The sequence below is a fragment of the Anaerolineae bacterium genome (genome assembly GCA_013178165.1).
Classification (GTDB): Bacteria; Chloroflexota; Anaerolineae; order Aggregatilineales; family Ch27; genus Ch27.
Genome location: JABLXG010000005.1, coordinates 86,152 through 105,481, shown reverse-complemented (window position 1 = coordinate 105,481; position 19,330 = coordinate 86,152). Strand labels below are relative to the sequence as shown.

General features: G+C 65.7%; 16 protein-coding genes and 2 pseudogenes. 12 read left to right on the top strand and 6 right to left on the bottom strand.

Annotated features, from left to right (window positions below):
- The first annotated feature begins 193 nt into the window (after window positions 1-193).
- The 4 genes from HPY64_05770 to HPY64_05755 all read left to right on the top strand — a co-directional run bounded on the left by HPY64_05770 (window position 194) and on the right by HPY64_05755 (window position 6,180).
- On the top strand, window positions 194-2,104 hold the full coding sequence (locus tag HPY64_05770) for an APC family permease (GenBank protein ID NPV66636.1): 1,911 nt from the start codon (window positions 194-196) through the stop codon (window positions 2,102-2,104).
- 46 nt (window positions 2,105-2,150) lie between these two features.
- The gene (gene ychF / locus HPY64_05765; protein ID NPV66635.1) at window positions 2,151-3,230 is read left to right on the top strand and encodes a redox-regulated ATPase YchF; all 1,080 of its coding nucleotides are present in this window, start codon (window positions 2,151-2,153) and stop codon (window positions 3,228-3,230) included.
- Window positions 3,231-3,332: 102 nt separating this feature from the next.
- The gene (locus HPY64_05760; protein ID NPV66634.1) at window positions 3,333-4,472 is read left to right on the top strand and encodes an NAD(P)-binding domain-containing protein; all 1,140 of its coding nucleotides are present in this window, start codon (window positions 3,333-3,335) and stop codon (window positions 4,470-4,472) included.
- A 40-nt stretch (window positions 4,473-4,512) separates the two neighbouring features.
- The gene (locus HPY64_05755; GenBank protein NPV66633.1) at window positions 4,513-6,180 is read left to right on the top strand and encodes a cobalamin B12-binding domain-containing protein; all 1,668 of its coding nucleotides are present in this window, start codon (window positions 4,513-4,515) and stop codon (window positions 6,178-6,180) included.
- A 382-nt stretch (window positions 6,181-6,562) separates the two neighbouring features.
- Here HPY64_05755 and HPY64_05750 read toward each other — a convergent pair.
- Together HPY64_05750 and HPY64_05745 are read right to left on the bottom strand one after the other, a co-directional pair.
- Window positions 6,563-6,706: pseudogene (locus HPY64_05750) on the bottom strand (30S ribosomal protein S16).
- Between the two features lie 581 nt (window positions 6,707-7,287).
- Window positions 7,288-7,884 carry a sigma-70 family RNA polymerase sigma factor gene (locus HPY64_05745; GenBank protein NPV66632.1) on the bottom strand — a complete coding sequence of 199 codons (597 nt, stop codon included), beginning with the start codon at window positions 7,882-7,884 and terminating at the stop codon, window positions 7,288-7,290.
- Window positions 7,885-8,267: 383 nt separating this feature from the next.
- Between HPY64_05745 and HPY64_05740 the strand changes: the two genes are divergently transcribed.
- Window positions 8,268-9,506, top strand: a complete 1,239-nt coding sequence (locus HPY64_05740; GenBank protein NPV66631.1) for a trypsin-like serine protease — start codon at window positions 8,268-8,270, stop codon at window positions 9,504-9,506.
- A 115-nt stretch (window positions 9,507-9,621) separates the two neighbouring features.
- Here HPY64_05740 and HPY64_05735 read toward each other — a convergent pair whose 3' ends face one another.
- Entirely contained in the window at window positions 9,622-10,698 is a 1,077-nt protein-coding gene (locus tag HPY64_05735) for a hypothetical protein (protein NPV66630.1), read from the bottom strand.
- A gap of 283 nt (window positions 10,699-10,981) precedes the next feature.
- Here HPY64_05735 and HPY64_05730 point away from each other — a divergent pair.
- Window positions 10,982-11,185: pseudogene (locus tag HPY64_05730) on the top strand (hypothetical protein).
- Window positions 11,186-12,182: 997 nt separating this feature from the next.
- Here the strand turns inward: HPY64_05730 and HPY64_05725 are convergent.
- From HPY64_05725 to HPY64_05715, 3 genes are all read right to left on the bottom strand, one after another.
- On the bottom strand, window positions 12,183-12,740 hold the full coding sequence (locus HPY64_05725; protein NPV66629.1) for a hypothetical protein: 558 nt from the start codon (window positions 12,738-12,740) through the stop codon (window positions 12,183-12,185).
- A 268-nt stretch (window positions 12,741-13,008) separates the two neighbouring features.
- Complete coding sequence (locus HPY64_05720) at window positions 13,009-13,434, bottom strand: arsenate reductase ArsC (GenBank protein NPV66628.1); 426 nt, start codon at window positions 13,432-13,434, stop codon at window positions 13,009-13,011.
- Window positions 13,435-13,534: 100 nt separating this feature from the next.
- Entirely contained in the window at window positions 13,535-14,338 is an 804-nt protein-coding gene (locus tag HPY64_05715; protein NPV66627.1) for a hypothetical protein, read from the bottom strand.
- A 134-nt stretch (window positions 14,339-14,472) separates the two neighbouring features.
- Between HPY64_05715 and HPY64_05710 the strand changes: the two genes are divergently transcribed.
- From HPY64_05710 to HPY64_05685, 6 genes are all read left to right on the top strand, one after another.
- Complete coding sequence (locus HPY64_05710; protein NPV66626.1) at window positions 14,473-14,733, top strand: hypothetical protein; 261 nt, start codon at window positions 14,473-14,475, stop codon at window positions 14,731-14,733.
- A 130-nt stretch (window positions 14,734-14,863) separates the two neighbouring features.
- Entirely contained in the window at window positions 14,864-15,652 is a 789-nt protein-coding gene (locus tag HPY64_05705) for a hypothetical protein (GenBank protein ID NPV66625.1), read from the top strand.
- Between the two features lie 320 nt (window positions 15,653-15,972).
- The gene (locus HPY64_05700) at window positions 15,973-16,377 is read left to right on the top strand and encodes a cytochrome c (GenBank protein ID NPV66624.1); all 405 of its coding nucleotides are present in this window, start codon (window positions 15,973-15,975) and stop codon (window positions 16,375-16,377) included.
- Between the two features lie 39 nt (window positions 16,378-16,416).
- Window positions 16,417-16,932: a hypothetical protein gene (locus HPY64_05695; protein ID NPV66623.1), complete on the top strand. Its 516-nt coding sequence runs from the start codon at window positions 16,417-16,419 to the stop codon at window positions 16,930-16,932.
- Window positions 16,933-17,170: 238 nt separating this feature from the next.
- The gene (locus HPY64_05690) at window positions 17,171-17,353 is read left to right on the top strand and encodes a hypothetical protein (GenBank protein ID NPV66622.1); all 183 of its coding nucleotides are present in this window, start codon (window positions 17,171-17,173) and stop codon (window positions 17,351-17,353) included.
- A gap of 66 nt (window positions 17,354-17,419) precedes the next feature.
- Complete coding sequence (locus HPY64_05685) at window positions 17,420-19,315, top strand: hypothetical protein (GenBank protein NPV66621.1); 1,896 nt, start codon at window positions 17,420-17,422, stop codon at window positions 19,313-19,315.
- Window positions 19,316-19,330: the final 15 nt, after the last annotated feature.

The following is a 19,330-nucleotide window of genomic DNA, read 5'->3' as shown; positions in this document are numbered from 1 at the left end:
GCAGGCCTGGCGTTGAAGAGCGCAGGGTGAGCAGAACGTCTGGCGCGCAGCGATCAGGGGGCAAAGCCATTCAGGAGCATTTCCCCGATTCGTCAGCCAGCAGTCTTAGTCAAGGATACTGCCCACGTCCTTTGTGTGCAGCCGCTCATGCAGCCCGATCGCGGGCACGGGGGCGCACAGGGGGCAAGTTAACATGCAAACCGCAAACGCCAGAGTCAACCACTTCTCACTTCGCCGACTGCTCCTCGGACAACCGTTGCAGACCAAGGAGCTGCCACACCAGGCGGTCAACAAGCCAATCGGGTTGGCTGTCTTCGCGTCAGACGCGATCTCATCCACCGCTTACGCCACTGAAGAAATCCTGATTATCCTGAGCATGGCCGGCGTCAGCGCCGCCGTGCTGAGCCTGTCAGTGCCCATTGCGATAGCCATCGCGGTCTTGCTGATTATCGTGACCATCTCCTACCGCCAGACGATCTACACCTATCCCAACGGCGGCGGAGCCTATATCGTCGCCCGCGACAACTTCGGCGAGGTCGCGGCCCAGGTGGCCGGGGCAGCGCTGCTGACCGATTACATCCTGACCGTCGCCGTGAGTATCTCCTCTGGCGTGGCCCAGATCACGTCGGGCTTCCCGGCGCTGCTGCCCTACCGGGTGGAACTGGCCGTCGGATTCATCATGATGATGATGATCATCAACCTGCGCGGGGTGAAGGAGAGCGGCCGCATCTTCGCTGTGCCGACCTACTTCTTCCTGGCGATGATGTTCCTGACGCTGGGCATCGGGTTTATCCGGGTCCTCACCGGCACGCTGCCTACCGTAACCGGCGTGGAGGTGATTCAACATGATGTGCTGCAGCCGGTGACGCTCTTCCTGATCCTGCGGGCGTTCTCCAGCGGTAGTGCCGCGCTGACCGGCATCGAGGCTATCTCCAACGGCATCACAGCCTTCAAGGAACCGCGCAGCCATAACGCGGCGGTCACCCTGCTGTGGATGAGCGGCATCCTGATCACGCTCTTCCTGGGCATCACCGTCATGGCCCAGCAAATCCACGCCATGCCCAGCCATACCGAGACGGTGATCTCGCAGATCGCCCGCACCATTCACGGGGCAGATAACATCCTGTACCTGCTGACACTGGCCGGGACATCGCTGATCCTGTTGATGGCAGCCAATACCAGCTTCGCTGACTTCCCACGCCTGGCCGCCCTGGCCGCCAGCGATGGCTTCCTGCCGCGCCAGCTCACTTACCGCGGTGGCCGTCTGGTCTTCTCCTGGGGTATCGTTATCCTGGCCCTGCTGGCCTCTATGCTGGTGATTTTGATGCGGGCCAATACCACCGCCCTGATCCCACTGTACGCCATCGGCGTCTTCCTCAGCTTCACCATCTCGCAGAGCGGCATGGTCAAGCACCTGTGGAAGATGGGCCACCTCAAGCCGGGCGAAAAGGCGCAGGGTCTGGAAACCACTCTGGAATACGACCCCCACTGGGCCAAGAAGATGGTCATCAGCGCCATCGGCGCGGTGGCGACCTTCATCGTGATGATGATCTTTGCCATCACCAAGTTCACCAGCGGGGCGTGGTTTGTGATCGTGCTCATCCCGCTGCTGGTCCTGATCTTCTTCCGCATCCACAAGCATTACCAGCGGGTGGCCAGGGCACTCAGCATGGAAGGTGTCCGGCCCGACATCCGTGAACGCCCCGTGCAAACGATCGTCCTGATTGACGATGTGCACAACGAGACCACCCGGCTGGTCAACTTCGCCAAGTCGCTCGGCCATCCCTGGACGGCCCTGCATGTTTCGGTCAACCCGGAAAAGACGCGCATCGTCCGCAAGAAGTGGGAGGAGCGCATCGGAGAGGGCGAGCTGGTTGTGCTGGATTCGCCCTACCGCCTGCTTTCCGACCCGATCGCGCAGTATGTGCAGCAAATCCGGCAGAAGGACCCGGAGGGCTTCATCCATGTGGTGATGGGCCACCTGGCCATGCCTAACTTCTGGGAGCAGGCGTTGCATCAGAACAGCGCCCTGATCTTCAACCTGACGCTCAGCCAGATGGAAAACGTGGCGGTGACAATCATCCCCTTCCAGATTCGGACCTAGCTCAGCCCGCCTGGCGCCCTCAGGCCCAGGGCTGGAGGAACTACCGATGCGCTTAGGCATTATCGGCCTGCCGCAAAGCGGCAAAACAACCATCTTTAACGCCCTGACTGGCCAGAATCTGCCGACTGGCTTCAGCGGTTCCGGCCAGATGGAAGTCCATACCGCCGTCGTGCCCGTGCCCGACGAGCGAGTGGACTTCCTCAGCGCCCTTTACCGGCCCAAGAAGACCACCTATGCTACCGTGACTTACAAGGACATCGGCGGGCTGGAGGCCGGGCTGGGCGAAGGCGGGCTGAGCGGCCCGCTGCGCAACGAGCTGGCCCAGGTTGATGGCTTCGTACATGTGGTGCGGGTCTTCGCCGATGACAGCGTACCACACCCGCAGGGGAGCATCGATCCCGCCCGCGATGTGGCCATCCTGGATGGCGAGTTCCTGCTGCTGGACCTGATCACGGTGGAGCGGCGGCTGGAACGCCTGAAGGACGAGTGGAACAAGAAACCGGATACACGCCGTCAGAACGAGCTTGAGACGGCCCTGATGGAGCGCCTGCACGCCCACCTGGAGGCAGAACGCCCCCTGCGCGAGCTGGCGCTGACCGCCGATGAGATCAGGCTGATCAGCGGCTACGGCTTGCTGACGCTCAAGCCGATGCTGCTCCTCTTTAACTGCGGGGATACAGTCATCCCACCTGCTGAGTTGTTGCACGACGACGCCCACGATCCAGCCCACATGATCAGCCTGCAGGGAAGGGTTGAGGCCGAGATCGCCCAGCTTGAGCCGGACGACCGCGCCCTGTTCCTGGCAGAATATGGCATCGCCGAACCGAGCGCTTCCCGCGTGATCCGCCTGAGCTACCAGTTGCTGGGCATTCAATCCTTCTTCACCGTTGGTGAGGACGAGGTGCGGGCCTGGAGTGTGCCGGTCGGGGCGACAGCGGTGGAGGCGGCGGGTGTCATCCATACCGATCTGGCCCGCGGCTTCATCCGGGCGGAGGTCACAGCCTTTGCCGACCTGCGTGCGCTGGGTGACATGAAGGCAGTTAAGGCAGCGGGCAAGCAGCGGCTGGAAGGCAAGACCTACGTCGTTCAGGATGGTGACATTATTACAGTCCGCTTTAATATCTAGGAACGGCCCATCAGCGGGTATAATAAGTCTATAGCACAGCGCCCACGGGCGAGGAGCTTGCCGAACAGACAACCCTCGCCCGTTTGTTTCCAGGGAGCGAGCATGGCCGATCAACAGTACCCGCAGGAACTGCAGATCACGATCATCGGGGCCGGGCACGGCGGTAAAGCGATGGCCGCCGACCTGGCCGTGCGCGGCTACCGCGTTTGCCTGTACAACCGCAGCTACGAGAACATCGCTGCCATCGACGCCCGCGGCGGGATCACGGTTGACCTGGAAGATGGCCGCCAGGTCTTCGGCCACCTGTACCGCGTCACCAGCGATATGGCCCAGGCACTGGCTGGATCGCAGCTGATCATGGTTGTCGTCCCGGCCTCGGCCCACCGCGATGTGGCTCTGGCCTGCGCCGCACACCTGCAGGACGGCCAGATCGTGGTGCTCAACCCGGGGCGCACCGGCGGCGCCCTGGAGTTCCGCCAGGTGCTGGCCGAGCAGAATTGCACCGCTGACGTGACCATTGCCGAGGCGGAGACCTTCATCTTCACCAGCCGCAGCATGGGGCCGGCGGAGGCGCGTATCTTCCGCCGCAAGGATGCCGTACCGCTGGCTGCCCTGCCTGCCACGCGGACCGCCCAGGTGCTCGATCTCGTCCAGGAGATTTACCCCAGCTTCATCGCCGCGCCGAACGTGCTCTATACCAGCCTGAACAACATGGGCGCGATCTTCCACCCCGCCCTGACCCTGCTCAATGCCGGCTGGATCGAAGCTACCGGCGGCGAATTTGAGTTCTATATCGACGGCGTGACGCCCTCAACCGCCCGCCTGCTGGAACGGCTTGACCGCGAGCGCGTGACCGTGGCTACGGCGATGGGCGTCCGGGCGCAGACCGCCCAGGAATGGCTGGCCCGCGCCTACTCCGCCCATGGTGAGGACCTCTACGAGGCCATCCACGATAACCCCGGCTATAAGGGCATCACCGCCCCGCGCTCGTTGCGCCACCGTTACATCTTCGAGGATGTGCCTTACAGCATGGTGCCCATTGCCGAGCTGGGGCGGCGCTTCGGCGTGGATGTGTGGGGCATGGAGGCTATGATCCAGCTGGCTTGTGTCCTGCATGGCACGGATTACCGTTACCGGGGCCGGACGCTGGCCCGCATGGGGCTGGAGGGCCTCTCCCTGACGGAGATCACCAACCTCGTGAATACAGGCCGCGCCGAAGCCAATCACCGCTCTTCGGGCTGAGCCACTCGCTTGTATTCCCCAGGAGGATGCCATGACCGGGATGCCCAGCCGCGTGTTGGCCGGTAGCCTGGGCGACTGTGTCCATGTCGCCGGCGTGACCCGCTTCCTGGCGATCGCCGAGGAAGCCGGTTGCCAGACGCATTTCACCGGCCCGGCCACCGATCTGGAGGCCTTTGTCGATGCCATTGTCGCCTTTGACCCCGACGTGATCGGCGTCAGTTACCGCCTGACGCCGGAGAACGCCCGGACGCTCCTGCAGGAACTGGAGGGGATGCTGCGTGCGGCGGGCGTGCTGGGCCGCAAACGTATCTTCTTCGGCGGGACGCCGCCAGTGGCCGAGGTTGCCCGCGAGATGGGCTACTTCGACGCTGTCTTTTCCGGCGAGGAGCCGCCGCACGCCATCCGTGCTGCTCTGCGCGGCGAGACGCTGGTCGAGGCCGGGCCAGAGTCCTTTCCCCAGCGGGCGGTCGAGCGCATTCGCTGGAAGGCTCCTTACCCGATCCTGCGCCACCACTTCGGCCTGCCAGCACAGACGATCGCGCCGACGGTGGAAGGCATCGCCCGCATCGCTGAATCCGGCGCGCTGGACGTGATCTCGCTCGGCTCCGACCAGGACGCCCAGGAGAACTTCTTCCACCCCTCCCGCCAGAACCCGCGCAGCAAGGGCGCGGGTGGTGTACCTTTCCGCACGGAAGACGACCTGCGCGCCCTGTACGCGGCCAGCCGACGGGGCAACTATCCGCTGCTGCGGGCCTATTCCGGCACCGCCGATCACCTCCGCTACGCCGAGATGCTCGTCCGCACCATCGACAACGCCTGGTGCGCCACCTCGTTGTTCTGGTTCAATGCCATGGACGGGCGCGGGCCATCGCCGCTGGCGCAGTCCATCGCTGAACACCAGGCGCTGATGCGCTGGCACGGCGAGCGCGACATCCCGGTGGAGGGCAACGAGTCCTATCACTGGGGGATGCGCGACGCGCCGGACGTGGTTGTGTGCGCCTCGGCGTATCTTTACGCCTACAATGCCCGCTGCTACGGTGTGCGTGACTACATCATGACCTATATGTTCCAGAGTCCGCCGCAACTCTCTAACCGGATGGACCTTGCCCGTGCGCTGGCGATTGTCGAACTGACCGAATCCTTCGCCAGCGACGACTTCCACATCTGGCAGCAGACGCGTACCGGCCTGCTGAGCCATCCGGTCGATCTGCGCCGGGCGCGGGCGCACCTGGCCCAGAGCACCATGCTACAGATGGCCCTGCGCCCGCATATCATCCATGTGGTCGGCCACACAGAAGCCCACCACGCTGCCACCGCCGACGAGGTCATCGAGGCCTGTGTGATGACGCAGGAAGTTGTGGAAACGGCCCTGCGCGGCAACCCGGACATGGCCGCCGATCCGGCCATCCAGGCCCGCAAGGCAGCCCTGATCGCGGACACACAGCGCCTGATCGCGGCGATCCAGGCGCTGGGCGCGGGTGAAAGCGACGATCCGCTGACCAGCCCGGATGTGCTGGCCAGGGCAGTGGCGCTGGGTCTGCTGAATGCGCCACAGCTTGTCAACAATCCCTACGCACCGGGGGGTGTTCGGACACGGGCCATCGACGGGGCGATGCTGGCCGTTGATGCGACTGGCCGCCCGCTGGATGAAGGGGAGCGCATCGCTGCGGCGCTGGCAGCAGCAGAATCTGACGGCGGCAAAGCCTGATTGTACGGGGCGGAGCCGCCGCTCATCTGGCCCGGCGGCTGAGGGCGAAGAACATCACCGCCAGCGCCATCAGGACACACCCGGCGCCGATCAGCGCCTCCGGATCGTCGGGTGGCGTCGAGGGTGGGGACGTTGTTTGGGCGGCTGGCTCGACTGCGGGCGATTCCGCCGCCGGAGCAACGGCAACGGCAGTGGGCGCTACTGTGGATGCAGGCAGCAGCGTCGCTTCCGGGAGCGCGACCCCACTTTTGGTGGCGGGCGCTTCACCGGCACGCAGGCCGGGCGCCAGCAACACGGCGGGCGGCGCTTCTGCTTCGACGCCGTTGGCGGCAGCGTTGGCGCTGAAAGCCGCGGCGAGGCCGTCCAGTGTGGTCGCTTCGGTGGCAGGTGGCGCTGCTGCCGCAGCAGCGGGCGCAGCTTCAGCAGCGGGCGCAGCTTCAGCAGCGGGCGCAGCTTCAGCAGCGGCTGCAGCTTCAGCAGCGGCTGCAGCTTCAGCAGCGGCTGCAGCTTGAGTAGCGGGCGCGGCAGTCGTCTCACCCGGCGGCAGGAGGGCGCGCTCCGCCGCTCCGGCGGCTTCCCCGGCCTCCAGAGCCGTTACCGTCAGCGGGAGAGTGGCAATCGGGGCCAGAGCGATCTGCGCCTCCCCGCTCAGGGTGAGTGTCGCGGCGGCCTGCTGCCGGGCGGGGGCCTCCGCGTAAGGCAACGCCCCTGATCCCAGCAGGCCCAGCACGCCGACCAGCAGGGCAAAGGCGGCTGCAGCAGCGCTCAGGGCGCTGGCCCAGCCATAGAGCCGGCGTGGCGGCACGCGCTGGATCGGCAGGGGCAGGCCGCCCGCTTCCCGCTGGCCGTAGATAGCCGGGTCCAGGCGGAAGTCGCGTGGGGCCGGTAGGACGGGCAGGGCGCGCACGCGGGCCGTGACTCCGCGCAGCGATTCCAGCTCAGCCCGCAACTTGCTCTCTGCCGCCAGGCGGCACTCCAGAGCGGCCTGTTCGGCAGGCGCCAGTTCATCATCCAGGTACGCCGACAGCAATTCCAGGTCGGCAGGCGTCAGGTCGTTCATATCCCCGCTGCGGCCTCAATAGCTACTTCCTGCGCAGGCCCACAGAGTCACTCGTTCTCTAGACGATAAGCAGACGGCAAAAGTTCCCCCAGCGCACGCAGGCAATCGCGCAAGCGGGCGCGGGCGCGGCTCAGGCGCGACTTAACCGTGCCCATCTCCAGGCCGGTCGCGGCGGCGATCGCCTGATAGTCCAGATCCTCGACATCGCGCAGGATGACCAGCGCCCGCTGCTCGGCGGGCAGACCGCGGAGGCAATCCTCGATCCCGGCGTTCAGTTCCCGGCGCTGGGCGTGATCTTCCGGGTCTTCGGCGTCGCTGGCCAGTTGCGGCAGCGATTCGGCCCCGTCCTCCGGCAGCAGATCGGTCAGGGAATCGGCGGGCTGGCGCTGCCGGCGGCGCAGTTCGTCGTAGCAGGCGTTCGTTACGATGCGCAACAGCCAGCCTTTGAAGCTCCCGCCGCGAAAAGCGCCCAGCGCCTTAAAGGCGGCGATGAAGGCCTCCTGGGTGGCGTCCGCGGCGGCAGCCGGATCGCCCAGGATGCGGTAGGCGGCGCTATACAGCCGATCCTGGTAAGCCAGCACCAGGTCGTTAAAGGCCAGGATATCCCCCCGCTGCGCCTGCGCGATCAATGCCTGTTCGTCCATGGGTTCCCGCCGCTGCCCTTCGTTGTTTGAGCGTCGCGCCGCTACGATCTGATTATGCCCGCAAGCAGGATCGGGGACAACTTCCGTGGCGGCGCTGCCCGGCGCTCCGCCAGCCCACCGGTTTCGTGAAAACTCTAACGGAACTTCTATGCAGCGTTAAAGCGATTCTAATCCAGCCGCGCTATCGTGATCGGCGGTTTACAGGGATAGCGCGAAGACCTCCACGGAAAGCGCGCTTCGTTTCCTCGACTGCCCGGTTACAGCGGGCGCTCGCGGCCAACAGACCACCCCGACCTGACGCGGTCTGGACCACGACCCAGGAACAGCCGCGCTTTCATCGTGTGGCAGCCTTCGCGCAACACACAGGTTCAGGAGGGGTAGTGATGTCGCACAAGGCCCGTTTTGGCTGGTTGCTGACCGGCGCCGCGCTGATGGCTGTGGTGCTGGCGGTCCTTAGCCCGATGATCTTCCCGGCGACGCGCAGCGCCAGCGCAATTTCAACGACCAACACCATTGAAGAGCAACTGATCGCGCTCTACAACACCGCCAATCCTTCCGTTGTCAGCGTGCAGGTGCGCCAGGCGGTCACGCGGGAGGTCAGCGTCCCGCAGTTCCCGGAACTGCCGCAGATCCCCGGTTTCCCGGAGCTGCCGCGTTTCCTGTGGCCGCAGACGCCCAACCAGCAGCAACAGCAGCAGTATGTCTACGGCCAGGGTTCCGGCTTTGTCTATGACCGGGATGGGCATATCGTCACCAACTATCATGTCGCCGGCGAAGCTGACCAGATCAGGGTCATCTTCCATGATGGCACTACGGTGAACGCCGAACTGGTCGGCGCCGACCCGGATAGTGACCTGGCCGTGATCAAAGTCGACCCGGCGAAAGCGCCAGAGCTTCGGCCGCTGCCCCTGGGCGATTCGGACGCTCTGCAGGTCGGCCAGATGGTGGTGGCCATCGGCAACCCCTTCGGGTTGTCGGGCACGATGACCAGCGGGATCATCAGCGCCCTGGGCCGCATGCTGCCTTCGCAGGCTGCGACCGCTGACGGCAACCGCTTCAACATCACCGATATCATCCAGACTGACGCGGCGATCAACCCTGGCAATTCCGGTGGCCCGCTGCTCAACCTGTCCGGCGAGGTGATCGGTGTCAACACGGCGATCGAATCGACCACCCGTCAGAACGCGGGCATCGGCTTTGCCGTGCCGTCGAAGACGGTCAGCCGCGTGGTGCCGGTGCTGATCGCTGAGGGTCACTTTGCGCATCCCTGGCTGGGGATCAGCGGCAGCACGGTCAACGATACGATCCGCGAGGCTATGAACCTGCCCGACGATCAGACCGGCGTGCTGATCGCCACGGTGGATAATACCGGGCCGGCGGCGCGGGCCGGGTTGCTGGGCAGCAGCCGCGAAGCCCGCGTTGATGACACCACGATCAGGGTCGGCGGGGATATCATCGTCAGCGTGGATGGCCATCCGGTTGTGACCTTTGATGACCTGCTGGATTACATCAGCAACGAGACCGAGGTCGGCCAGACGATCACGCTGGGCATCCTGCGCAATGGCGAGCTTAGCGAAGTGCGGGTGACACTGGCTCCACGTCCGACGACAACAACGAAGTAAACCGGCGTACCGCCCCCGGCTGATTGCGGCCGGGGGCGGTTTTTTTGTTGCAGGGGAGCAGGGGGACATTCAGGCGTGTTGATGAGCAACGTCCCCCTGCCGCCCCGTCCGGGTGCTACTCCCCGGCGCAGTGAGCGGTCACCCAGGCGCGCGCTGCGGAATCGGTGCGGCGGCGGGTTAGCTCGCACTGTACGGCCATAATCCCGGCCAGATTGCGGGCGATCTCCGGGTCGGTCCAGCTTTGCAGCTCGACGGTCAGGGCGGGGATGCCCTGCCCATCTACCCAGTTGGAAGCGTCGCCGGTCACGCGATAAGCCAGGAAGCGCCCATCGCTGGGGTAAGTCGCCGCCCGGCCGTAAGCGTCCGCCAGCGCCTGCGACCCATGGTCGCCATTGCAGGCCCCGGCAAAAACGCCGTTGGCCGCGCTGTGGTAGAAGATCACCGCCGCTGGCAGGTTGAGCAGGATGTAATCGGCCAGGGCCGCCGTTTCTGGCTCGGAGAACGCCGCCCTGCCAGGATCGACACGCTGGTTGCGCCAGATCGCCTCCGCTGACCACTCGCAGCCCCAGTTGCGGTTGAGATCGACTCCGTTGGCGTTGAAGCGGCCCTCCTCCACCCGCCCGCGCAGCAGACCATCCACGTTGAGAGCGGGGATGATCACCAGGGTCAGCCCCGGCGCGATGGCCGCCGGTTCCTCGCTGAAGTGCGCGATGACCGCCAGCATTAACTCGACCGTGTTGCCCTCCCAGCCGCCATGAATGCCGCCGACCAGCAGAAGCTGGCGCGGGCCATTCCCCAGGCGCTGGGCCAGCAGTGGCCGCCCCTCCACCGTCTGTCCGAAGGCGATGATGTCCGGCGGCAGGGTAGCCGTCAGATCAGCGGCCAGGGGGGTCAGGACGACGGGCGGCAGGGTTGCTTCCGGTGGGGCGTCCTCCAGCGTGGCCGTCGGCAGGCGGGGATCGGGCGTGACGGTCGCCGTCGGGGTGACGGTGGATGTCGGGCGTGGCGTGGGGGAAAGAATCGGTCGCGGTGTCGGACTGGGCCGCCGGGTAGGGAGCGGCGTGGGCGTGGTCAGTTCCAGCGGGGCGGCCAGGGTGGGCCGGGGGGCCAGAACCTCGCAGCTGGTCCCGGCCAACAGGATAAGCGCCAGCAGACCGAACAGCGGCAGGACAATCGAGAAGGATGCTTTCATTGGCTCACAGTACGGGCCGCGCGGGGGCGCGCGGAGGGCGGCGCATTTTCACGGGCAGCATTCTAGCATATACTTCCTGTTGCCGCGTCTGCGTGGCTGTGCTACCCTGACCATAACTGATTCCGGCGATTATCCCTGCCTGCACGCTGTGACACAGGCTGTAACCGTCTGGAGGCGAAGTATCGTGAAACGCGCAACGTTTATCCTGGTGCTACTCCTGTTGGCGACGGGCCTGTTCGGCTGCCAGCGGCGTGAGATCGTCATCCCGACGCTGGCCCAGTTGCCTACCATCACGCCGACCTTCACCCCGACGTTCACCCTGACGCCGACATTTACGCCGACCTTCACCCCAACGCCGACCTTCACCCTGACCGCTACCCCTACGCTCACGCCAACGCTGACCCCGACCAGCACCCTCACGCCGACGCTCACCCTGACCTTCACCCCGATAGCGACCAATACCCCGATCCCGACGCCAACCCCAACCGGGCCGGTGATTTACTCCTTCACTGCCGATAACTACGAGATGCGGGCCGGGGGCGTGACCGTACTGCGCTGGCAGGCGCTGGGCGATACCGCCGTGCTGGATCAGATCGGCGCGGCGGGCAACCTGCTTCAGTCGTTCTCCGTGCCGGTCACCGGCGAGCAGGCCGTGACCATCCCGGTAGGCAGCGGGCGGGTAGTGACCTACCGGCTGACTGTCATCCGTCAGGGCATCCCGACCGCGCAAACGCTGGCGATCACCGTCACCTGTGGCTATGACTGGTTCTTTGGCAACCAGTATGCAGCAGGGGCCTGCCCGGCTAACCTGGGCGCGATCGGCGATGGGCGCTTCCAGGGCTTTGACGGCGGCATGATGATCTACCTGGCCGCCTCTACCGAGAACTTCCCCGGCAACCGGGTCTACGTCCTGTTCTACGGTTCCAGCCAGTGGCAGGCGTACGAAAACGTCGGCAACGCCACGCCAACCGGCTCGCCGCCGTCCGGTCGCTACCTGCCCGGCGATCCGATCCTGGGCAATGTATGGGAGACCGGCCTGTTCAACGGCCAGCCGATCAAGAACCTGCTGCAGTACTCGGCCACTCCCAACGCCGACACCAGCCCGCGCACCGGGCAGGTGGAAGCGGGCGGCGGCGCGATTTACATCGACATCCCTGACGGGCGGGTATACCGCCTGCAGGGCGTAACCGGCGGCACCTGGACCCAGGTCAAGTAACGCTGCCCCTCAGCGGCGATGCCCCGTAGAGGCACGGTTGGCGCCGTGCCTCTTTGCTTTGCTGCCGGGCGGCGCCGGGAAGGCAAGACGAAGCACCCCCCGCCTTTGCCCCTTGACGTTGACGTTGTGTCATCGTTCAGGATGGGCGATATGACTACTGAACCGCGCTACACCATCCGCCAGCAGGCCGGGGGCTAGTATCACAGCATAAACGGGCGGCCTGTCGCCGGAGAACGGGCCGCCCGCGCCGGGATTCTTTCAGCAATACTCAACCGCCGGTGGTCGTGACGCGGTGGATGACCACTTCCCCGCCAAACGGCGCGTTCACCACCCGCTGCTCAACAGCCGTGATCTCCAGTTCGCCCGGATCGCCCAGCGTCGTAAAATGGCGCTGCAGAGCCATACCCAGCGCCGGGGCGAAGATCAGTGTGGCGATGACCATCAGCAGGATGGTTGGGAAGCGCTCCGCCCGGCGCTCAGCGCTGTCTTCTGCGCCAGCCAGCCCGGCCATGGCGGCCAGCGTCGCCAGCGTGCCGGTGGTCAGCAGGTTGGTTCCGCAGTTGGGGTGCAGGGCCAGCTCGTGCTGGCCGCTGCGCAATCGCCGCAAGGCCTCGTCCGCTGCCCGCGCCACTTCTGCCGTAGATACATCGCCGTAGAGATAGAAACCCGCGCTGTCGCTGCGCCCGGCGATGCGCAGGTTGCGGCGACCCTGAGCCAGCATGTGAATGGTGGCGTGCTCCAGGCCATGATTGCGCCGGATGCGCCGGATCGCCGGGATATTCAGCAGCGGCCCGGCCAGCACAGCCAGTTGTTCGATCAGTCCCATCAGGTGTTCTCCCTGCTGTACGCACCAGCCCATACCGGTAATGCCCCAATAGTAGCGGAAGAAACGGCGGGCGGCCAGCGGCAAAACGGCAGGGTAGTGCATCGCATTCGGTTAAAATGCGCACTGGCTGTGCGCTGGGCCTCACCTGCGCTACGCGCAGATTTCGGGGCCGGGGGGAGCCAGCCGGACGGCCTTGCGCCCGGTTTTAACCGAAAAGGATACACTGCCAAACGGCAGGCGCGCCCATAGGGCGTCCCTGACAGGCTCTTTACCGGCCAGTCGCGAAGAATAGCTCGTCCAGCCAGACCGCCAGCTCATCCCGCACCCGGCGGAAGGTCGCTGCCTGCTGCTCCGGCGGGACGGCCGGCGGGTCAGTGAAATCGCGGTGGTAGCGTTCCGCCCGACCGGGGAAGAAAGGGCAGGTCTCCGCGGCATTGTTGCAAACGGTTAGCACGTAGTCGAACTCCTGGCCCAGGAACTGGCTGAGCGGCTTGGGGCGCTGGCTGCTGATGTCCAGCCCGATCTCAGCCATGGCCTGCACCGCGCCGGGGTGCACCTGCGCAGCGGGCCGGCTGCCCGCGCTGTAGACCTCAAAGCGGTCGCCGCCTCTGGCACGCAGCAACCCTTCGGCCATCTGCGAGCGAGCCGAATTGCCCGTGCACAGGATGAGGACGCGCGTCCTGGTGGTAGTCATCATAGGCGCTCCAGTCTAGGTAAGACGTGGCAGCCATTTTATCTGACCAGTGTTAAATTCCGACGATACAGGGCTTAAAAGGGGATTAAACTGGCACCCCTCAGGCGTGGAAGGCGGCCAGCCCCCGGCGCAGCACCTCCTTGAGCGCGGCCACGTCATGAGGCGGGACGATCACCTGCGCTTCTTCCAGCGGCCCATCCCGGCGCGTATACCCGGCGGCGAACCAGTAGGCGGCGGTGGTCACTTCGGCATCAGCGGAACCGCCGGGGTCCTGGGGCGGCACCGGGCCGACCAGCGCGCCGTAGGGCAGGCGATGGTAGACGTACAGGCGCAGGGCCAGGGCAAAGTGCGCGATCTGGTTGCCGCCCCCACCCCGCACAAAGGCGGGATGGAAACCGCCACGGTTGCCCCAGCCGCCCGGCTCCGGCGGGTCGCCATCCGGGTTGCCGCAGCCCAGACGTAGCAATTCGCGCACGCTCCATGTGCTCCAGTTGTTGAACTGAGCGCCTGGCCGCCCGCCGCCATCGCCCAGCCGTGTTTCCCCGCGTAGCCCGGCCAGCGGACGCGGCGGCAGCGTCACCAGCGCCTCCACGCCGCCAATGGCGATCCCGGTATCCACCACCCGCACATCGCCGCTGAGGGCCTCCTGCCAGTCGGCAACGGCAGCGCCAACATCGCCCGCCCGGTCGTCGATGGCCATCTGGAGCAGATCGAGCAGTTCGTGGATGCCGCCGCCGGATCGGTGCACGCGGTAGACGGCGCTGAGCAGCTTCAGATAGGCGGGCGCTTCAGCCAGGTGAGCCGTCTGCTCAACGCCATTTTCTGCCAGGTAGGCCGGCCACAGCGCAGGGGGCACCTCTGGCGCTGCTGCCGCCAGCCGGTCCAGCAGTTCCGGGTAGGTCATGCCCCGCTCCTTTCGCGATTCGCCGCATTGGCCCTATGATCCGCCTGCGACAGGCTGGCTGTCAATGGCGGTTGACGGCCAGGCGAAAGGACTCCGATAATGGTAGGGAAAAGCACACATAACAGGAGGCCCTCATGAATCCCGCCAGTCGCCGCCTGGATACATCCAACCGCACCGTGTTCGTCGTCATCGTGGCCCTGGCCGCCACACTGATTCTGTGCAGCCTGTTCACCCGTACGGTCGGCTGGATGCGCCTGTGCGGCGGTGGGCTGATCCTGACCGGGGCGTTCTTTCTGCTACTGGCGGAACGCAAGGGCTGGCCGGCGGCAATCCTGCTGGCTGGGCTGGCCCTGTTCTTCTGGGATACCCTGATCGCGCTGACCGGCGGCGGATAAACCGCTGCTGCGGGGGAGGTTCCCGGTTACGACCCCGCGCAACTCCCCGGCGCAATCCTGCGTACAGGCAGGCAGAGGATGTCACACAACCGTCAGTTGTCCTGAGGCATGGCATGAGAGGGGAAATCCAATGAAACTGACTGCTACGTATATCGAGCGGCGGGCCGCCACAGTCGACCTGCCATATCCGGATGTCGCCCCGGCGCACCTGAAACTGGAAGTGCCGCTGGGCCGGGTGAACCTGCAGCCCGGCGGGGGAACGTCGCTGATCAGCGGCAAGGTCACCTACAATGTCGCCGAGTTGAAGCCGACCTACAGTGTGCACAACCGCACCGTCACCATCCGCCAGAAGTTCCAGATGTTGATCCCGACCGGCCAGGTGATTAACGACTGGGAATTTCTGCTGGGTACGGCCCATCCCTACAGCCTGGATGTGAGCATCGGCGCAGCGGAAGCGGATGTCGATCTGGGCGGTGTGCCGTTGACCGGCTTTAAGCTGGCCTCCGGCGCGGGCGATATGACCGTGGACTTTGCCCTGCCCAACCCGACCCGCCTGATCGACGGGCGGATCAACACCGGCGCCGGGCGTACCACCCTTAAGAACCTGCTGAACGCCAACGCGGAATACCTCAAGATCGGCGCCGGAGTCGGGCAGGTGGTGGCGAAATTCACCGGCGACGGGCTGACCGGCAGCGGGCGGGTGCGGCTGGAAGGCGGCCTGGGCGAGATCGTGCTCGTCCTGGAAGAAGACGCCCCGATTCGGGTGAACGCCAGCGTTGGTCTGGGTGGCATCAGCGCCGACGACGACCTGATCAGGATGGGCAAGAGCTACCAGACCGCTGCTTACGACGCTTCAGATGTCCGCCTGGACATCGATGTCAGCGGCGGGGTGGGCGCGATCCGCATCGAACTGGTCTGATCCTGGCATCGTCAGGCAGACGGCCCGATCACGTCGAATTACCATCGAACAGGCAGGGGGCCTGGCCCGGCAAAGCCGGAGGTCCAGGCTCCCTGTCCTTTTTCGGGTATCTGCCAGGCCTGTAGGTTTACTGTTGTCAGTTTGAGGATATTCATGGTGAACAAACTCTTTATTTCTGACTCAATGGCTCCTATAATATGATGGATAGCAGTTCAGTGAAGGGCTGCGCGACGCCCGGCCTGCTGGTCGCCAGCCCGGCTGTCCCCGGCCAACGGCCAGAGGCAGCCAGAAGAAACTGCCAGAAAGAGGGGAAACATCCGATGCATCACCGTTTATTGTCGGGCCTGGCCCTGCTGGGCGTATTGCTGCTGGGCGCGGCCTGCACGCCGGAACCGTTGCCGCTGTCGGTGGGAGACCTTCCCGCCAGCCGCAACGCAGCGCGCGGCGCGGAGGTCTTCGCCCGGTCGGTTGACGGCGCCCCGGCCTGTGGTTCCTGCCACCATCTTGATGACACGCCCGGTCACGGCCCCGGCCTGGCCGGTTACGGCAGCCGGGCAGGCGTGCAGGAAGCCGGGCAATCTGCCGAGGCCTATACCTTCGACAGCATTGTCGCCCCGGCCCGTCATATCGTCTCCGGTTATTCCAACATCATGTACGCCGACTACGCCAGCCACCTGAACGCGCAGGAGATCGCCGATCTCATCGCGTTCCTGCTGGGGCTGTAGCCATAGCATTCAGAGCACACTTCCAGGGGGAAGACTCTTATGGACCTCTATATGGTTATCCTGCGCATCCTGCATATCGGCGCGGGGATTCTTTGGGTGGGTTTTGCCGTGTTCATGCTCTATTTTGGGTCGCCCGCAGCGCGGAGTATGCAGGATCGCGGGCTGCGCTATACCCATGCCCTGCTGAACGTCACGCCGTTTGGCAATGTCATGTCGGCCGTGGCGCTGGTGACGGTCATCGCTGGCTTTTTGCTATACCTCCGCGTTTCGGGGACGTTCAATGCCGCCTGGCTCAGCTCACCGGGAGGCATCGTGCTGACGATTGGCAGCGTGGCCGGGGTGCTGGCCGCCGGGCACGGCTTCACCGGCATCCGTAGCGCGCTCTACAACCAGAAAGCGATCGTGGACGCTGTCGTGGCCCAGAACAGCCCGCCCACACCGGAACAGGGCGCTCAGCTTCAGGCTGCCGGTCAGCGTATGGGCCGCAACTCCCAGATCGGCGTGATTCTGATGATCATCACCGTGCTGGGGATGTCCATGGCGCGCTATGTGTAGCAGCCTTCCCGCGCCCATCAACGGCCCGCCGGGCGGCTCGCGAGGGGCAATACCGCAGGAAGGGTTGGCAGCCAGGACTTTCCGGGCCGGAAGCGGGCTGTAGCCTGCTCCTGACCGGCCCGGAGAGTCCCGCCTTGATTGCCGGGCGGCAAACCCCGTATACTGAAAGTACCGGTCGCTGCGGGTGGGTGCGCGTTGTTCATCCCCAGCGCCGCCCGCACACACGGAGGAGCCGCCTATGACCGCAGACAACGGCCGTCCGATGTGGTCGTGGACGCGCCTGGTGGAATGCGGCCTGATCGCTGTAGCCATCGGGCTGACACTCGCGGGGCTGGCCGCGCTACTGGCGCTGCTGGTCGGGCTGGTGTTCGCTGCCGGCGGCGATCTCGTTGAGTTCCTGGGTGCGCTGGCATCCGGTTAACCCGTCCTGCCGGGCTTCCCTCCGGCAGTCACTCCCATCGACATCTCGATAGAAGGGGAACCCCCTATGGCAGACCGAACTCCGCAGGGCATCCGGGTCTTTCGCGCCCGCCAGCAGGTGCGCGTCCGCCGCGCGCCGGGCTTGCGGGCGGAGCATCTCCGCTGGCTGGCGGCAGGGGAACAGATCACGGTCGACGCTGCCTCACGCACGGAGGCCGATGGCTATATCTGGTGGCAGCACGGCGAGGGCTGGACAGCTGAGCGCACACTTGACGGTGCTGAGATCTACCTGCTCGACGCCGGGCTGGCGGCGGAAATAATCCGCTTCCGGGTCGGGGAAGCGCCGGTGCGCGTCCGGACTGCCCCCGGCTTCGGCGGGGAGCCGTCCGGCTGGCTGGCTCCTGGCACGGTATTCGCCGCCAGTGGCGCTTCCCGCACGGCGCTGGATGGCCACATCTGGTGGCAGCATGCCGGGGGCTGGAGCGCTGAGCGTACACTTGACGGCGCAGCGATCTACTTTGCCCCGCTGGAGGTTGAGGACCCCGCCCCGGCGGTGGAAACGCCTACGCCGCCTGCCGGGACGCGCGACTTCGTGGTAGTTCAGCAGGTGCGCGTCCGGGCTGCGCCAGGGCTGCAGGGCGGGCATATCCGCTGGTTGCCCCGCGACACGCGCCTGACTGTCGATGTCGCCTCCCGCACGGAGGCTGACGGCTATGTGTGGTGGCGGCACGCCGAAGGCTGGAGTGCCGAGCGGCGGCTGGACGGCGGCGAGATCTACCTGCAGGAGCCGGCGGGCGCAGGGCCTGTGTCCGCGCCGCCGATCCTGCTGATCCGGACGTTCGCCATTGTCGAGAGCGTCCGCGTCCGGCAGGCGCCCGGCCTCAGCGCAATGCCGGTGCGCTGGCTGGAGCCGGGGCAGACGATCAACGTGGATGCGACCTCCCGTACAGAAGCCGATGGCTATGTCTGGTGGCGGCACGCCGAGGGCTGGAGCGCCGAGCGCGCTCTGGACGGCTCAGCGATCTATCTGGTCGACCCGGCGACGCTGCCCCCCGCTGTGCCGCCGGAAGCGCCTCCGCCGGGTGAACAACCGACCACGCGTACCTTCCAGGCGGGGCACCAGCAGGTGCGCATCCGGGACCTCCCCGCCCTGCGCGGCACGCATCTGGGCTGGCTGCTGCCCGGCGAGCAGATCACTGTCCGCGGGTCGTCGCGCACGGTCGCGGATGGTTACGTCTGGTGGGCGCATGAGCGTGGCTGGAGCGCCGAGTGCAGCGTCAGCGGGGCGGAGCGATACCTCTTTGACCCCGCCGAATTCGCCGACCGTCCGCCTGTCTCTGGCCCTCGTTTTGAGGAAGGTCTCCCCCTTCCGGAGACCCTGCCCCTGCTGGATAGCCTGTTTAGCCGCCCGCCCATCCCGCTGGAAAAAACGCACTGGTGGCAATACTTTGGCAACAATGTCTTTGCCTATAACCTGTGGGCTGGCGGGGCGCGTTGGTACGCCTACGCTCAGGGGTTGCATGGTGGGGTGGATTTTGGCAACTCGCAGGAGGCAGTGATAGTAGTCGCCGGCCTGAATGGGGTCTTCATCAAACGGGAAACGCGCCACACCCTGCCCAACGGTATGTGGGTCAAAGCCGGGGATTACACCGTGATCTTCGGCCATCTGGCCAACCCGGCTCCGCTGGCCCCCGGCACGGCGATCACGCCCGATACCGTGCTGGGCACGCTGGAACTAGGCGGGCAGAATCACGTCCATGTGGAGATTCGCTACCGGGATCGCTGGATCATCAACCCGCTGCTGTTCATGCCCCCGGCGATGCGCGAGAGTCTGATCGCCAAGTTCCCGCCCGGCCCGCGCTACTTCTACCAGGATGAGGTATGGAACCGCTGGGTGACGCCGCTTGACCAGCCAGTGCTGATCCTGGCCGGGCCGCTGATCGGGCCGCACGCGCCGCGCTAATCCCGCTGCCGATCA

Coding starts and splice junctions, on each gene's coding strand:
- HPY64_05770 (NPV66636.1), top strand. CDS start 194: ATGCAAACCGCAAACGCCAGAGTCAACCACTTCTCACTTCGCCGACTG.
- ychF (NPV66635.1), top strand. CDS start 2,151: ATGCGCTTAGGCATTATCGGCCTGCCGCAAAGCGGCAAAACAACCATC.
- HPY64_05760 (NPV66634.1), top strand. CDS start 3,333: ATGGCCGATCAACAGTACCCGCAGGAACTGCAGATCACGATCATCGGG.
- HPY64_05755 (NPV66633.1), top strand. CDS start 4,513: ATGCCCAGCCGCGTGTTGGCCGGTAGCCTGGGCGACTGTGTCCATGTC.
- HPY64_05745 (NPV66632.1), bottom strand. CDS start 7,884: ATGGACGAACAGGCATTGATCGCGCAGGCGCAGCGGGGGGATATCCTG.
- HPY64_05740 (NPV66631.1), top strand. CDS start 8,268: ATGTCGCACAAGGCCCGTTTTGGCTGGTTGCTGACCGGCGCCGCGCTG.
- HPY64_05735 (NPV66630.1), bottom strand. CDS start 10,698: ATGAAAGCATCCTTCTCGATTGTCCTGCCGCTGTTCGGTCTGCTGGCG.
- HPY64_05725 (NPV66629.1), bottom strand. CDS start 12,740: ATGGGACTGATCGAACAACTGGCTGTGCTGGCCGGGCCGCTGCTGAAT.
- HPY64_05720 (NPV66628.1), bottom strand. CDS start 13,434: ATGACTACCACCAGGACGCGCGTCCTCATCCTGTGCACGGGCAATTCG.
- HPY64_05715 (NPV66627.1), bottom strand. CDS start 14,338: ATGACCTACCCGGAACTGCTGGACCGGCTGGCGGCAGCAGCGCCAGAG.
- HPY64_05710 (NPV66626.1), top strand. CDS start 14,473: ATGAATCCCGCCAGTCGCCGCCTGGATACATCCAACCGCACCGTGTTC.
- HPY64_05705 (NPV66625.1), top strand. CDS start 14,864: ATGAAACTGACTGCTACGTATATCGAGCGGCGGGCCGCCACAGTCGAC.
- HPY64_05700 (NPV66624.1), top strand. CDS start 15,973: ATGCATCACCGTTTATTGTCGGGCCTGGCCCTGCTGGGCGTATTGCTG.
- HPY64_05695 (NPV66623.1), top strand. CDS start 16,417: ATGGACCTCTATATGGTTATCCTGCGCATCCTGCATATCGGCGCGGGG.
- HPY64_05690 (NPV66622.1), top strand. CDS start 17,171: ATGACCGCAGACAACGGCCGTCCGATGTGGTCGTGGACGCGCCTGGTG.
- HPY64_05685 (NPV66621.1), top strand. CDS start 17,420: ATGGCAGACCGAACTCCGCAGGGCATCCGGGTCTTTCGCGCCCGCCAG.